Origin of the sequence: Rhodococcus (subgen. Prescottella) equi (genome assembly GCF_003013675.1) — a bacterium.
GTDB classification, from domain to species: Bacteria; Actinomycetota; Actinomycetes; order Mycobacteriales; family Mycobacteriaceae; genus Prescottella; species Prescottella equi.
This window is the reverse complement of the sequence record NZ_CP027793.1, coordinates 317,245-331,018: the sequence shown is the minus strand read 5'-3', so window position 1 is coordinate 331,018 and position 13,774 is coordinate 317,245. Positions and strand designations below refer to the sequence as shown.

At 68.7% G+C, this 13,774-nt stretch carries 13 protein-coding genes; 9 read left to right on the top strand and 4 right to left on the bottom strand.

Annotation, left to right across the window (positions count from 1 at the left end):
* Positions 1-69: 69 nt before the first annotated feature.
* Both C7H75_RS01435 and C7H75_RS01430 read left to right on the top strand, forming a co-directional pair.
* A complete protein-coding gene (locus tag C7H75_RS01435) occupies positions 70-2,550 on the top strand; it encodes an ATP-dependent Clp protease ATP-binding subunit (RefSeq protein WP_106850855.1) in 2,481 nt (826 codons plus the stop codon).
* A 597-nt stretch (positions 2,551-3,147) separates the two neighbouring features.
* Positions 3,148-3,909, top strand: a complete 762-nt coding sequence (locus C7H75_RS01430) for a hypothetical protein (RefSeq protein ID WP_081263898.1) — start codon at positions 3,148-3,150, stop codon at positions 3,907-3,909.
* 176 nt (positions 3,910-4,085) lie between these two features.
* Here C7H75_RS01430 and C7H75_RS01425 read toward each other — a convergent pair whose 3' ends face one another.
* A complete protein-coding gene (locus C7H75_RS01425; RefSeq protein WP_064058555.1) occupies positions 4,086-4,619 on the bottom strand; it encodes a GIY-YIG nuclease family protein in 534 nt (177 codons plus the stop codon).
* 335 nt (positions 4,620-4,954) lie between these two features.
* On the opposite strand from C7H75_RS01425, the gene C7H75_RS01420 reads away from it, so the two are divergent.
* The 3 genes from C7H75_RS01420 to C7H75_RS01410 all read left to right on the top strand — a co-directional run bounded on the left by C7H75_RS01420 (position 4,955) and on the right by C7H75_RS01410 (position 7,440).
* On the top strand, positions 4,955-6,118 hold the full coding sequence (locus tag C7H75_RS01420; RefSeq protein ID WP_013414575.1) for a DNA cytosine methyltransferase: 1,164 nt from the start codon (positions 4,955-4,957) through the stop codon (positions 6,116-6,118).
* A gap of 22 nt (positions 6,119-6,140) precedes the next feature.
* Positions 6,141-6,545 carry a very short patch repair endonuclease gene (locus C7H75_RS01415; RefSeq protein WP_022593502.1) on the top strand — a complete coding sequence of 135 codons (405 nt, stop codon included), beginning with the start codon at positions 6,141-6,143 and terminating at the stop codon, positions 6,543-6,545.
* Positions 6,546-6,609: 64 nt separating this feature from the next.
* Positions 6,610-7,440, top strand: coding sequence for an NAD-dependent epimerase/dehydratase family protein (locus tag C7H75_RS01410; RefSeq protein WP_005516203.1), 831 nt, complete (start codon positions 6,610-6,612; stop codon positions 7,438-7,440).
* Between the two features lie 26 nt (positions 7,441-7,466).
* Here C7H75_RS01410 and C7H75_RS01405 read toward each other — a convergent pair whose 3' ends face one another.
* The 3 genes from C7H75_RS01405 to C7H75_RS01395 are packed head-to-tail and all read right to left on the bottom strand — an operon-like array spanning position 7,467 to position 10,152.
* On the bottom strand, positions 7,467-8,132 hold the full coding sequence (locus tag C7H75_RS01405) for a response regulator transcription factor (RefSeq protein ID WP_005516204.1): 666 nt from the start codon (positions 8,130-8,132) through the stop codon (positions 7,467-7,469).
* Positions 8,129-9,334 carry a sensor histidine kinase gene (locus C7H75_RS01400; protein WP_106850854.1) on the bottom strand — a complete coding sequence of 402 codons (1,206 nt, stop codon included), beginning with the start codon at positions 9,332-9,334 and terminating at the stop codon, positions 8,129-8,131. The genes C7H75_RS01405 and C7H75_RS01400 overlap by 4 nt, the downstream gene beginning before the upstream one ends.
* Positions 9,331-10,152, bottom strand: a complete 822-nt coding sequence (locus C7H75_RS01395; protein ID WP_231814147.1) for a CPBP family intramembrane glutamic endopeptidase — start codon at positions 10,150-10,152, stop codon at positions 9,331-9,333. The genes C7H75_RS01400 and C7H75_RS01395 overlap by 4 nt, the downstream gene beginning before the upstream one ends.
* A 236-nt stretch (positions 10,153-10,388) precedes the next feature.
* Between C7H75_RS01395 and C7H75_RS01390 the strand changes: the two genes are divergently transcribed.
* From C7H75_RS01390 to C7H75_RS01375, 4 genes are all read left to right on the top strand, one after another.
* Positions 10,389-11,489: a glycerophosphodiester phosphodiesterase family protein gene (locus C7H75_RS01390; RefSeq protein WP_022593498.1), complete on the top strand. Its 1,101-nt coding sequence runs from the start codon at positions 10,389-10,391 to the stop codon at positions 11,487-11,489.
* Positions 11,490-11,689: 200 nt separating this feature from the next.
* The gene (locus C7H75_RS01385; protein WP_106850853.1) at positions 11,690-12,451 is read left to right on the top strand and encodes an SAM-dependent methyltransferase; all 762 of its coding nucleotides are present in this window, start codon (positions 11,690-11,692) and stop codon (positions 12,449-12,451) included.
* Positions 12,448-13,344, top strand: coding sequence for a mycobacterial-type methylenetetrahydrofolate reductase (locus C7H75_RS01380; RefSeq protein WP_081185545.1), 897 nt, complete (start codon positions 12,448-12,450; stop codon positions 13,342-13,344). Before C7H75_RS01385 ends, C7H75_RS01380 begins: the two co-directional genes overlap by 4 nt.
* Complete coding sequence (locus tag C7H75_RS01375) at positions 13,341-13,766, top strand: PaaI family thioesterase (RefSeq protein WP_081185548.1); 426 nt, start codon at positions 13,341-13,343, stop codon at positions 13,764-13,766. Before C7H75_RS01380 ends, C7H75_RS01375 begins: the two co-directional genes overlap by 4 nt.
* The last annotated feature ends 8 nt before the right edge of the window (positions 13,767-13,774 follow it).

Sequence of the window (13,774 nt, the reverse complement as noted above, 5' to 3'; positions counted from 1 at the left end):
GGTGAGTCCACCGAGAGTGCGGACGAGTCCGAACCAGATAGCTGTGTGCAGAGATTTGGAGGATAGGACATGACCGAAGGTTGGGGACGCATGGACAGTCCCTTCGACGACATTTTCGCGAGGTTCTTCGGATCGGGACTGTCGTCCCAGCCCCCGGTGCAGCGCGTCGATCTCGGGCGGTTGCTCAACGACGACGCCCGGCGCCTCATCGCCACCGCGCGCGACGCGGCGAGCGAATGGGGGAACAGTGAGATCACCCCCGAGCACCTGCTGTACGCGGCGGCGCAGAACGATCCGACGCGTGGCGTGCTCAGCAGCATCAATCTGGACCCGGACGAGTTGGCGTCGAAGATGGCCGCGCACCTGGACAAGCACGGCACGCCGAAGACGACACCCGGTGCACCCAGCCTCAGTCCGGCGGCCAAGCTCGCACTCCGGACGGCGCAGCAGCAGGCCAGCGAATCCGGCAGCAGCTACATCGGCCCCGAGCACATCCTGATCGGCATCGCCGCGAACTCCGAGAGCCCCGCCGGCAAGGCGCTGCTCGGCGCCACCATCGAAGGCGAGAAGTCGTCGGCGCCGCCGAGTTCCACGCCGACGCTCGACGAGTACGGCCGCGACCTCACCGCCGAGGCCCGCGCCGGCAACGTCGACCCCGTGGTGGGGCGCGCCAAGGAGGTGGAGCAGACCATCGAGATCCTGTCCCGCCGCCGCAAGAACAATCCGGTCCTCATCGGCGATCCCGGTGTCGGCAAGACCGCGATCGTGGAAGGTCTCGCGCAGCGCATCGTCAACGGCGACGTGCCGTCGACGCTCACCGACCGACGCGTCGTGGCGCTCGACGTCGGCTCGCTCGTCGCGGGCACCAAGTACCGCGGTGAATTCGAGGAGCGGTTGACGAAGATTCTCGACGAGGTCAAGGCGCACTCGGATGAACTGGTGCTGTTCATCGACGAGCTGCACACCATCGTCGGCGCCGGAGCGGGCGGCGAGGGTGCGATGGATGCCGGCAATCTACTCAAGCCGGCGCTGGCCCGCGGTGAGCTGCACGCCATCGGCGCCACCACCATCGACGAGTACCGCAAACACATCGAGAAGGACGCCGCGCTCGAACGCCGTTTCCAGCCGGTGCTGGTCGCGGAGCCGTCGGTGGACGACACCATCGAGATCCTGCGCGGTCTCGTCGACAGCTACGAGGCGCACCACCAGGTGCACTACACCGACGAGGCGCTCGTCGCGGCGGCCGAACTGTCCGACCGCTACATCACCGACCGGTTCATGCCCGACAAGGCAATCGACCTCGTCGACCAGGCCGGGGCCCGCGTGCGGCTGCGCACCCGCACACCCGACGTCGACACCCGTGCCGCGGAGGAGGAGATCGCCCGGCTCAAGCGGGAGAAGGACTCCGCCGTCGGGCAGGAGGACTACGAGCGCGCCAACGCCCTCAAGCGGCAGATCACCGAGGCCGAGGAACGCCTGGGCGAGACGGCGGAGGAGACCACCCCGGAGGTGACCGTCGAGGACATCGCGCACGTCGTGTCGCGGCAGACCGGAATCCCGGTGGCAGACCTGACGTCGGAGGAACGCGAGCGGCTCATGAAGCTCGAGGACGTCCTGCACGCCCGGGTGATCGGGCAGAACGAGGCCGTCACCGCGGTGGCGGAGGCGGTACGCCGGTCCCGGGCCGGGCTGTCCGACCCGAACCGTCCCATCGGCTCGTTCCTGTTCCTCGGACCCACCGGTGTCGGCAAGACCGAGACCGCGAAAGCGTTGGCGGAGGCCGTGTTCGGCGACGAGGGCCGGATGATCCGATTCGACATGAGCGAGTTCCAGGAGAAGCACACCGTCTCCCGCCTCGTCGGCGCCCCGCCCGGATACGTCGGCTACGAGGAGGCCGGTCAGCTCACCGACAAGGTGCGGCGGCAGCCGTATTCGGTGGTGCTGTTCGACGAGGTCGAGAAGGCCCATCCGGACGTGTTCAACGTGCTGCTGCAGCTGCTCGACGACGGCCGCGTCACCGACGCGCAGGGCCGCACCGTCGACTTCAAGAACACCATCGTGATCCTCACCAGCAACATCGGCTCCGATCTGATCCTCGGCGCGAAGGGTGAGGACGTCGAAGACCTGGTGCCGACGCTGATGGAGCGGCTGCGGGCGCACTTCCGGCCCGAGTTCCTCAACCGGATCGACGAGACCATCGTCTTCCACCGCCTCGACCAGACCGAGCTGCGGCAGATCATCGAGCTCATCCTCGACGGCACCCGACGCCAGCTGCACGCGCAGAACGTCGAACTCGACATCACCGAGGAGGCCGTCGACTGGCTGGCCGACAAGGGCTACCAGCCGGAGTTCGGCGCCCGGCCACTACGGCGGACCATCCAGAAGGAGCTCGACAACCGGCTCGCCGGGCTGCTGCTGTCCGGCGAACTCGAACCGGAGGACATCGTGAGGGTGTCCGCGAACGGCGGCCTCGAACTCGGCGTCGTGCATCCCGGCAAGGGTGAGGGCTCGTTGCCGACCGAACCGGAGAAGGCGTCGTCGGACACCTGATCTCCCGCTCGTGCACGGCGCTCGGCCGGATCATCCGGCCGAGCGCCGTGCTGTAGGAACTCCTCGCACCGCGTCAGCATGACCGGTTTGGACTCTTGACGAGTTCCGGTACCTGCCGACTCGTGCATCCCACTCTTGCGGCTTCCGCGATCCCGAAAGGATCGCAGAGTGCCCCGCTTCCCTCATCACGCGTTCGCTTGTTCACCTGTGCTGCCCTTTTCGTCTGCACACCGCCGCTCCCCACTCAGATCGCCCATTCGAAAGTGGGGAGGTCACCTTCCGTGCACTTCGTTGCGCGAGCGCGCGAGCCGAGATCGACCTCCAACGGCGGGTGTTGTCGCTGCAGGGTGCAGGGATCGAGCGCGGCCGATGCTCACATCCAGGCCGCGTTTTCGCATTTGTCAGTGGCGTCTGCTTATATCTGAGCAGATACTTCGGAGCATTCACCTCGAAAAGGACAGCCTCAGGGTGGATGCCCTATTAAGTTGAACTGAATCCCTCTGCGCGCAGGCGACTTCGCCGTGCGACAGAAACATGACACCGATGGAGAACCCGAGTATGAACATGCCTCCGCCTGGATATGCCCCCTACCCGGCGATGCCCGAGCAGCCGATGAAGCAGAAGAACACCATAGGTTTGATTGCTGTCATCACGGCGGCGGCCGGCTTCGTCTTCGCGTGCATTCCTGGCGCCCTCATCGTGGGGTGGGTCCTGCTCCCAATCGCTTTCATCCTCGGCATCGTGGGGCTATGCCAATCCGGCAAAGTCAAAGGCACAAGCATTGCTGCGGTTATCGTCGCGGTCGTTGGCACCATTGTCGGTTTCATCGTCTTCTTCGCCGTGGTCACAGATGCTGTCGACGACGCATTCAGTGAATCAGATCTGTCGGCAGTCGAACCCAACTCCGGCGGTGGGTCCGTGACAAGCGGCAACAACGAAGGCGCCATGGGCAGCCGGGAGAACCCCCTTCCGATCGGCGCGATGGTCGTCAACAACGATTGGAACATCGTCCTCGGCACTCCCCGCGAGGCCGGCAGTGAGGTCAGCGCCGAAAACCAGTTCAACGACGCTCCGAAGCCAGGAATGGAATTCTGGATCGTGCCGGTCACGGCGACATATACCGGTGATGACACTGGGACCGCATGGGTCGATCTGACAATCAAGTTCGTCGGCTCGGATAACAAGGCGTACAGCGACAGGTGCGGCGTGATCCCCGATAATCTCAACGATGTGGACGAGGTCTATCCCGGCGGTGTCGCGGAGGGGAACACCTGCGTCGCTGTTCCTGCCGGAGCCGACGGACTGTGGTCGGTATCTGCAGGTTTCACGGGTAAGCCCAGCTTCTTCACCGCCCGCTAATCCTGCGCTCCGCATTCGACTGTGTTCGGCCCGAAGCCACGTCAGGCTTCGGGCCGAGCCTGTTTGCTGCGTGGCACCGGGAGATGCTCGAGCTCCCACTCAGCGATCACTCTGGCGTCGTGGGCCAGCTGATGCCGGCCGAGATGATGTCGCAATCCGCGATAGCGGCTAGCCCGTCAGGCGCTCGTGTTGTAGGCGGTCCGGGCAGCCTTGACGAGCTCACGTACCGCGCCGGTCGTGTGATCGATGTTCAGCGGCGGCGCCCACCGCCCGATGACGGCGGGCTCGACGGCTCGCGCGGTGGCGTGCTCACACCAGGTCAAGCGCAGGTGTGCGCGCATCCAGTCGGTGAGCCGCTCCTCGTCCTCGGCGATCAGCACGACACGATCGGTGCGCTCGGTGCGATACCCCTGTTCAGTCAGCAGTAGCCCGGCGACTGTCCGGCGCAGGGTCGAACTTCCACTGCGCCGCATATGGTTACTGATGATGCGGCGCCGGAGGTTCGAAGCGAGCCCGACATAAAGCAGGCGTAGATTCCGCTCGCGTGAGTGAGCGGGACCAGGCAGGCTCGGTAGGACGGTGGGGGCCGCCCACCACGCGTACAGCCCCGAGGTTGAAGGCAGCTCGGTCAGGTCGTCGAGTGTTTGGGTGGCAGCACTCAACGCAGTGATCGCCGCCGCCGCGCCGAGTGAGTCAGAGACGGTCGTCATGTGCGGGTCTTTCGTTCGATCGGAGCCGACACTCGAGTCCGGTGCGGCCTTCATCATGGCGGTCCCGGCCGGTGCCTGTCGGGGAATCGCCCAGCAACCTCACAGGTACCGCATTCCGAAGCCGGCGCGTTCACCGATGCCGAAAGGCGGTCATTGTGCGGGCGACGACCGAGTCGTGCCAGAGGGTGACAATGCGCCGCATCACGGTCGGCGAGCCTGCCTTCATCCCATCATCACCCCGTCCACCACGGCAGCGCTGCTACAGAGAGTGTGACGCGGCAACGCCGGAGGACTCGAGTAACGTGCTCCTGTATCTGTGCGTGAGGAAGGGTGCTGTGACGTCGACGGGGAACATGGTGGGGCTGTTCGCCGGCATCGGCGGGGTGGAGTTGGGCCTGCGCAGTCACGGCTGGGAAACCGAGCTGCTGTGCGAGATCGACCCGGGCGCCCAGCAGGTTCTGCGTACCCGGTTCGCGGACGTCGAGTTGCACGGTGACGTCACCCGGCTGCGCTCGCTGCCGCAGCGCACGGAATTGGTCGCCGCGGGTTTCCCGTGCCAGGACCTGTCCCAGGCCGGCAGGACGGCCGGCATCACCGGCGCCCGCTCCGGCCTGGTCGACGAGGTGTTCCGTCTGGTCAAGCGCAAGAAAGGGCCGCGCTGGCTGCTGATCGAGAACGTCCCGTTCATGCTCAACCTCTCCCGCGGTGCCGCGATGCGGCACATCACCGACGCGCTCGAGGACCTCGGCTACACGTGGGCGTACCGGGTGGTGGATGCCCGGGCGTTCGGGCTGCCGCAGCGCCGCCAGCGGGTGCTGATGTTGGCCTCGCGGACCGACGACCCCCGCGAGGTGCTGTTCGGGCAGGATGCGGGCCTGCCCGACGAGGGCGACCCGTCGCAGTTCCCGTGCGGCTTCTACTGGACCGAGGGCATCCGCGGGCTCGGCTGGGCCGTCAACGCGGTGCCCACGCTCAAGGGCGGGTCGACGGTGGGGATCGCCTCTCCCCCGGCGGTACGGCTGCCGTCGGGTGAGATCGTGACGCCCGGCCTGATCGACGCCGAACGCCTGCAGGGCTTCGACCCCGACTGGACGGCCCCGGCCACCGAACTGAAGGGCATCCGCAACGGGCACCGCTGGCGCCTGGTCGGCAACGCGGTGAGCGTGCGGATGGCCGAGTGGGTGGGCGGACGCCTCGTCGACCGCATCGCGTACAGCCCGGACCACGAGACCCCGCTGAAGCCGGGCGACGCGTGGCCCAGCGCGGCGTGGGGCCGCAACCGGCAGGCGTTCCGGGTGCACGAGTCGCACTGGCCGGTGCAGGAACCGTACGAGGACCTCAGCGGTTTCCTCGAGCACTCGCAGCTGCTGTCCGCGCGCGCGACGGCCGGGTTCCTCAAGCGCGCCCGCACCGGCAGCCTGCGGTTCGTGCCCGGTTTCCTCGACGACGTCGAGAGCCACCTCGACCGGATGGGCGGCTACCCCGAAGCGGTTGCCTGATCGCGGTGCGAGGATGGTGTCGATGCCCTCGACCGATCCCCTGACCAGCGCCCGGATGCGGGCGCAACGCCGCCGCGACACCGCGCCGGAGGTGGCACTGCGCCGCGAACTGCACCGCCGCGGGGCCCGGTTCTTCGTCGATCGGGCACCGCTACGCGGGTTGCGACGGCGCGCCGACCTGGTGTTCCCCCGCCGCCGCGTCGCGGTCTACGTCGACGGTTGCTTCTGGCACAGTTGCCCACAGCACGCCACCTCCCCGAAGAACAACGCGCAATGGTGGGCGGACAAGTTGGCCGCCAACGTCGTTCGCGATCGCGACACCGACACCCGGCTCGCGGACGCGGGCTGGACGGTGGTGCGGATCTGGGAACACGAGGACCCGACGGAAGCGGCGGATCGGGTGCAGGCGGCACTGCGGGCCGCGTGATCGGTCGGTCTCGAATCGGCCGCGAAACCGGTGTGGACGCCGCGAGTTTCCTAGGCTCGTCGACATGAGGATCCTCGTCGCCGGCGCCGGGGGCGTCGTCGGACTGCCACTGACCCGGGAACTGATCGCGCAGGGCCACGCCGTGATCGGCACCTCGCGCAATCCGGACTCCCGTCCCGAACTGCACGACGCCGGTGCCACCGTCGTCCGGATGGACGCCTTCGACCTCGCGTCGGTGGAGCACGCGATCGCCGAGGCGCGCCCCGACGCGGTGATCCATCAGCTCACCGACCTCTCCGCCGTCGACCTCGAGGCCAACGCCGAACTGCGCATCGTCGGCACCCGCAACCTCGTCGACGCGATGCGCCGATACGGCGTGCAACGCCTGATCACCCAGAGCATCGCGTGGCTCTACGCCGACGGCGACGGCCTGGCCGACGAGACGGTGCCGCTGCGCGAGGCCACCGGACCCAGCGCGCGCACCATCGAGGGCGTGGTCGCGATGGAGCACACGGCCAGGGAGATCCCGGACCACGTGATCCTGCGCTACGGCAAGCTGTACGGCCCCGGCACGTGGTACTCCCCGGACGGCGATTTCGGCCGTGCCGCCCGGGACGGGGTGTTCAGCGGCAACGGAATCGAGAGCTTCCTGCACATCGCCGACACCGTCGCTCCCACCGTCGCCGCACTCGGCTGGCCCGCAGGCATCGTCAACGTCGTCGACGACGAACCGGCCGGTCCGGACCAGTGGCTGCCGGTGTTCTGCCGCTGGGTGGGCGGACAGACCCCGACCGGGCTGAGCCCGGGGGCGGGCCGCGGCGCGTCGAACGTCAAGGCGCGCAACCTCGGCTGGGTGCCGAAGTATCCGTCGTGGCGGATGGGGATGTCGGGCTGACGCGGGCTGCGGGCGACCGTCGGCGGTCATCCGAGCGAGCGCAGGTAGACGAGCGTGGCCTGCACTCGCCGATCGCCGTCCTCCAACGGCAGTTTGGAGAAGATGGATCCGATGTGCTTGCGCACCGCCGCCTCGGACACCGTCAGCCGCTGCGCGATGCCGGTGTTGGTGTGCCCCTCGGCGACCAGCGCGAGGACCTCCCGCTCGCGCGGGGTGAGTGCCGCGAGTGGACCCCGACTCCTGGTCGCCTTCACGAGTGCCCGCACGACGTCCGGATCGATGATCGCCTCGCCGCGCGCCACCCGGGCCACCGCGTCGAGGAACTGGCGGACGTGACCGACACGCTCCTTGAGGAGGTACCCGACACCGCCCTCCGCGTCGTCGTCGAGAAGCTCGTCCAGATACGCCACCGAGACGTACTGGGACAGCACGACGATGGGCAGTGCGGGCTCCCGCTTCCGGATCGCGGCGGCCGCCCGCAACCCGTCGTCCGTGTTGGTCGGCGGCATCCGGACATCGGTGACGACGAGGTCCGGCCGGTACGCCTCCCACGCGTGCAGGAGCGTCGGGGCGTCCCCCACGGCGGCGCACACGTCGTGTCCGGCGGAGGCGAGCACGCTCTCCACGCCCGCTCTGAGCAGCGGGCTGTCCTCGGCGAGCACGATCCGCAGCGGCCGTTCCGTCGATGTCACACCGGGCACTCCATCCGGATCGTCGTCGGTCCCCCGACGGGGCTTGTCACGGTGAGGGTTCCGTCGACGGCGCCGACGCGACCACGCAGCCTGTCGAGACCGCGCCCGGCCGCGAGCTGTGCGCCCCCGACGCCGTCGTCGGCGACGGTCAACACCCACGTGCCGCCGACGCGGCCTCCGCGGACCGTGACGTGCCGCGCCCGAGCGTGCCGAACCGCGTTCGTCAGGGCCTCGGACACCAGCACGTACGACATGTGCTCGACGGGCGCGGGCAGCCGCCGATCGGACAGCCCGTCGAGTCGGACGTCGACGTCCAGCGGGACGTCCGCGACCAGATCCGCGAGCGCGGGAGCGAGCCCCCGCTCGATCAGCGCCCGCGGGGAGTACCCGAGCAGTACGGCGCGCAGTTCGGCGAGCGTCTCGTCCACCTGACGATGCGCGTCGGCGGCGAGCCGGCCGGCGGGCCCGTCCGCGTCGGCGGCCTCCGCCAACCCGAGGCTCATCGACAGCGCGACCAACCGGTGCTGGACCCGGTCGTGCAGTTCCGATTCGAGCAACGCCCGCTCGGATCCCTCCGCGTCGAGCAGCGCCGATCGCGTCGTCTCCAGTCGGGCGGCCTCGAGACGCCACGGGTCGGCATCGAACCCGAGCAGCAGTCGGGCCAGTTGCGCCTCCGCAGCCGCCCAACCACCGGCGACCACCGCCAGGAGGGCGAGAACCACCACGCCGCACAACGCCAGTCCCCAAGCACCCGAGACGGTTTCGACGGTCCATGCGCCGAGGTCGAAGCGGTCGTCCCGCACGACGAGAGGTGCCGCGAGGAGCACCCCGACGATCACGACGGCGAACACCGCCAGGAGAGCGGCGACACCGCCGGAGACCGCCGCCGCCAGCACATAGGCCACGTGCCGCACGGTCGGCACCCGCTGCTCGTCGGCGGAGGTCCGCACCTCCGCGTCCGCACGTTCCGCGACCGACGGGTCGATCAACCGCAGCCGCGCGCAGTGCGCTCGCAGCATCGGCTCCCACAACGCCGTGCGCAGTCGCCGCGTGAGCCCCATCAGCAGAACCGGGACGATGCCGATCACAGTGGCGCACGAGAGGATGCCCGCGACGACGAGGCACGCGAGCGACCGCCACGGCCACCGGGTACCGAGGTAGCGCGGGCCGGTGCGCAGGGCCGCCCCGACACTGTCCGTCACTGCTCCACCCCCGCCTTCCGACGCTCACGCATGATCGACGCTGCCACGATGCAGAGAACGACCGGTACGTACGCAGCGCACATCAGGAGGGTAGCGGCACTCGCGTGACCACCCGAGCCCACGAAACGCTCGAGGCCGACGGCCACCACCAGGTTGCTGCCGCCGTGCAGGATCGCGGGCGGCCACACCGATCGGCTCCGGCTCCACAGCCAACCGATCACGAATTCCAGGAGCACCGACAGCGGCAGCCACAACAGCATCGCGACGACGGCGTCGCTCGCGGTGCCGCCGGACCCGAAGTACCCCACCCAGGGCAGCGGCCAGTGCCATACCCCCCAGATCAGGCCGGTCGCGAACGTCGTCGCGACCGGCCGGCCCGGCACCAACCGGTCACGCAGGTAGGCGGTCCAACCGAACTCTTCGCCCCAGAAGATCGGCGCAGCCACCACCGGCACCACCAGCGCGAACCCCACGAACAGCAGATCGTCCCGCCCGAACTGCCACGCGGCGACGTCCCACACCCCAGTGGCCGCCGCCAACGCCGACGCGGTCGCGAGGATCCCGATCGGCAGCAGCGCGGCGATCACGTAGGAGGTCCAGGCAGCGGACAGACGTGGCCTCAGCCCCGCGTCCGCGAACCCTTCACGGGTGATCCAGCGGCGCGTGACGATCGCGGCGAGCGCGGGCACGAATGCCGCGGTGAGCAGTTGGACGATCGGGTCGTCGAGGGAGTATCCGGCCGCCCAGACGATCGCCCACGGAATCCAGGACGCCCCGAAGGCGAGGGCGAGGAACCAGCCGACTCCGCGCCTGCGCACGCAACGGTCACGGTCGGTTACCGATGTCGGAACGGGCGGTGCAGTTGTCATGCCTCCACTTCACGGCGTGCAGCCGCGAATCTCTGTAGCCCACAGGACCGTCTCGGGGTGGCGTGTGCGCTACCCCGGGACGGGCACCGAGAGACGATGTGGCGCGATCGAAATAGCTCAGATCATTACCTTTCGTTTACCTTCCGACCATCGGGCGGCCACGGCCTGCGCATAGTTTTCGCGGCATGAATATCCGTCGGGCACTGTCCACTATCGCCGTCACTTCCCTCACCGCCCTGCCCCTCGCCGCGTTGACCCCGGCCACCGCGTCCGCCACCGGCAGCCTCGATTGGAGCGGCTCGCTGGGCAGCACCGGTTCACAGACTGATGCAGTCTTCGACGTCCAGGCTCACCGCGGAGGTCTGGGCCTGTTCACCGAGAGCAGCCTCGAAGCGTTCGCCAACGCGCTCGAAATGGGCGTCACCACACTCGAACTCGATACCCAGATCACCGAGGACGGGATCGCCGTCGTGACCCACGACCGCAAGATCTCGAACAAGAAGTGCCAGGACACCGCGCCCGTCACGACCGGCGACCCCGAGTTCCCGTATGTCGGCAAGTTCATCAAGGACCTCACGCTCGCCCAGATCCAGACCATGGACTGCGGTTCACTGCAACTGGCTGACCACCTCGAGCAGCAGACCGTCCCCGGCGCGAAGATCCAGACGCTGGCCGCGGTGTTCGACCTCGTCGAGTCGTACAACGCTCCGGACGTGAAGATGAACATCGAGACCAAAGTGGAGGCCGGCGCACCGTCCGAGACCGCTCCCCGCGAGAAGTTCGTCCGTACCGTCCTGGACACGATCCGCGACGCCGGCATGCTCGATCGGGTGACGATCCAGAGTTTCGACTGGGGCGCATTGATGCTCACCCGCGATCTCGAGCCGTCGGTACCCACCGTCGCGCTCACCAACGGTGACTTCCTGCAGGTCGGCAAGGACGGCGCCTCGCCCTGGCTGGGCGGACTCGACATCGACGACTTCGGCGGCGATGCGATCGCGGCGATCGCCACGTTCGGGGCGTCCGCATACTCCCCCGTGCAGGGAAACCCGCAGGGCGGCAAAGTCTCCGATCCCGGCTTCACCCTGTACGTGACAAAGGAGATGGTCGAAGCAGCACATGCCCGTGGCATCGATGTCGTCCCGTGGACCGTCAACGACCCCGAGACCATGCACGTGCTGATGGACCTCGGGGTGGACGGAATCATCACCGACCGGCCGGACCGTCTGCGCACCGTCCTCACCGAGCGCGGCCTGGAGTTGCCTGCCCCGGCCGCGAAGAAGTAGGCCGCCGAGGCGAAATCGATGCCTCCGTCGAGTAATCGGCGGAGGCATCGTCGGCTTTCTCGGTACCATCGGTAACGGACTGTCCGCCCGTGCGCCGCCGCCGGACGGGTATCCGGACGCGCTGCCCGGCAACTCGCCCGCCTCTGCGCAAGCTCTGCGCCGACCCGATCGGGAGAGACCAGAGCAGGAAGGAGCATTTCATGAATGCCGATGTTCCCCAATCGACTCCCCCGCCGAAGGTCGGAGATTTCGACGCGCTCTATCGCGGGGACTTCGCCGCCGTCAATGCCGACGCCGAGCCGACCGCTCCCGGATTCACGTTCGATCGGGTGCCGTGGGACATCGGCGAGGCCCAACCGGCGGTGCGGGCGCTCGAGTCGAGCGGCCAGTTCGCCCGCGAGGTGCTCGACATCGGTTGCGGACCGGGCGAGAACGCGCTCTTCCTCGCCTCGCGCGGCTACCGGGTGTGGGGACTGGACGCCGCACCCGCCGCGATCGACATCGCCCGCGACCGCGCCCGACAGCGCGGTATGGAGCGTGGGGTCGAGTTCGAGGTGGCCGACGCGACGGATCTGTCCGACTATGCCGACCGATTCGTGTCGGTCATCGACAGCGCGCTCTACCACTGCTTCCCCGAGGACCAGCGCCACCGCTACGCAGCGTCGTTGTTCGGGGCGTGCCGCCCGCAGGCCCGCCTGCACGTGGTCTGTTTCTCGGACCGGGTGCCGGACGGCTTTCCCGGGCCGTACCGCATCACCGAGGACAATCTCCGGGACACCCTCACCGCGGCGGGGTGGACGGTGCAGCGCATCGAACCGACCACCTACACCACGGCCTTCACTCGGGACGAGATGATGACGCAGCCCGGTTCCCCGGTCGCCGCGGCCGCTGCGGACATGCAGGTCGACGACCGCGGCCGACTGCTCGTGCCGGCCTGGCTCGCGACGGCCGAACGCACTTGAGCGCCCTGCGCACGGTGGCCCTGGAACTGGCCCCGCCGGAGCTGACCGCGTCGGCGGTCGAGGCGGCACGGGCCGTGGCCGAACGTTGTCACGAGCACGGATTGCTCGAGCGTCTCGGGCATGTGCTGGTTCCCGGCATCATCCCCGAGGACGGGGCGCGCCCGGTGCCGCTGACCCCGCGAATGGACATTCTGGACGTCTGGACCGCGCTCCGGCCCGCGCTCGCGCCCGTGTCGGGTCTGTGCACCCAGGTCACCGTCTTCGAGACCGAATCGGCGCTGGCCGACCGGGTCCGCAAACTCGTCGGTGCCGGGATGGACGGTGTCGTCTTCGTCGGCAAACCGCACGGGTCCCCGGTCGCCGACACGCCGGGGCCCACGCCACAGGAGGCGCTCACCCGCTTCCGGGGCCAGGTCGCGCACCGCGGTGTGGTGCTTATGCCCACACGCCGCGGCGAACTCGATCGGTTCGAGACCAAGTGCGCGCACGGCGCGACGTTCGCGCTCACCCAAATGCTCTACTCCGACCGGATCGTCGGATTCCTCCGCGCCTTCGCCGCCCGCTCCGAACACCGCCCGGAGATTTTGTTGTCGTTCGGCTTCGTCCCCGGCGTCGAGACACGGGTTCGCCTCATCGACTGGCTGCTCCACGACGACGGCAACGCCGACGTGGCACCGGAGCAGGCATTCGTCGCGCGCCTCGCCGCGAGGTCACCGCAGCGACGCCGCACCGACCTCGTGGACCTCTACCGTCGGATCCTCGACGGCGTCGGCGACCTCGGGTTCCCGCTGAGCGTGCACCTGGAAGCGCCGTACGGACTCTCCGATTCCGCGTGCGAGACCTTCAGCGCGCTGCTCGACCACTGGTCGCCGCTGCAGGCGGTGCGATCGTGACCGCCCCTCGACTCGATCTCGACGAGGCCCGCGCCCACCTGGCGTCACAACCGTTCAGTGTGCTGCTCGGTGCCCGACTGGTCTCGTTCGACGAGTACGGCGCCGTGCTCGAGGTCGATGCCCGACCGGACCTGCTGCAGCAGAACGGTTTCCTGCACGGCGGGGTGCTCGCCTATGCCGCCGACAACGCGCTCACCTACGCGGCCGGGACGGCCCTCGGGCCGGGTGTGCTCACGGGAGGCATGACGATCGAGTACGTGCGCCCGGCGCAGGGCCGCACGCTGCGCGCCACCGCGCGGGTCACCCATGCCGGGCGCCGCCGCGCAGTGTGCACGTGCAGCCTCGAGATGATCGCGGACGACGGCCGCCCCCGCTTGTGCGCCGTCGCCCAGGGCACGGTACTGCCGGTGACCGCACCTTGAAGCGAAAG

Excerpts from the sequence above, each read along its gene's own strand:
- C7H75_RS01410 (WP_005516203.1), top strand. The coding sequence starts at position 6,610 with ATGAGGATCCTCGTCGCCGGCGCCGGGGGCGTCGTCGGACTGCCACTG.
- C7H75_RS01430 (WP_081263898.1), top strand. The coding sequence starts at position 3,148 with ATGCCCGAGCAGCCGATGAAGCAGAAGAACACCATAGGTTTGATTGCT.
- C7H75_RS01435 (WP_106850855.1), top strand. The coding sequence starts at position 70 with ATGACCGAAGGTTGGGGACGCATGGACAGTCCCTTCGACGACATTTTC.
- C7H75_RS01425 (WP_064058555.1), bottom strand. The coding sequence starts at position 4,619 with ATGACGACCGTCTCTGACTCACTCGGCGCGGCGGCGGCGATCACTGCG.
- C7H75_RS01385 (WP_106850853.1), top strand. The coding sequence starts at position 11,690 with ATGAATGCCGATGTTCCCCAATCGACTCCCCCGCCGAAGGTCGGAGAT.
- C7H75_RS01415 (WP_022593502.1), top strand. The coding sequence starts at position 6,141 with ATGCCCTCGACCGATCCCCTGACCAGCGCCCGGATGCGGGCGCAACGC.
- C7H75_RS01390 (WP_022593498.1), top strand. The coding sequence starts at position 10,389 with ATGAATATCCGTCGGGCACTGTCCACTATCGCCGTCACTTCCCTCACC.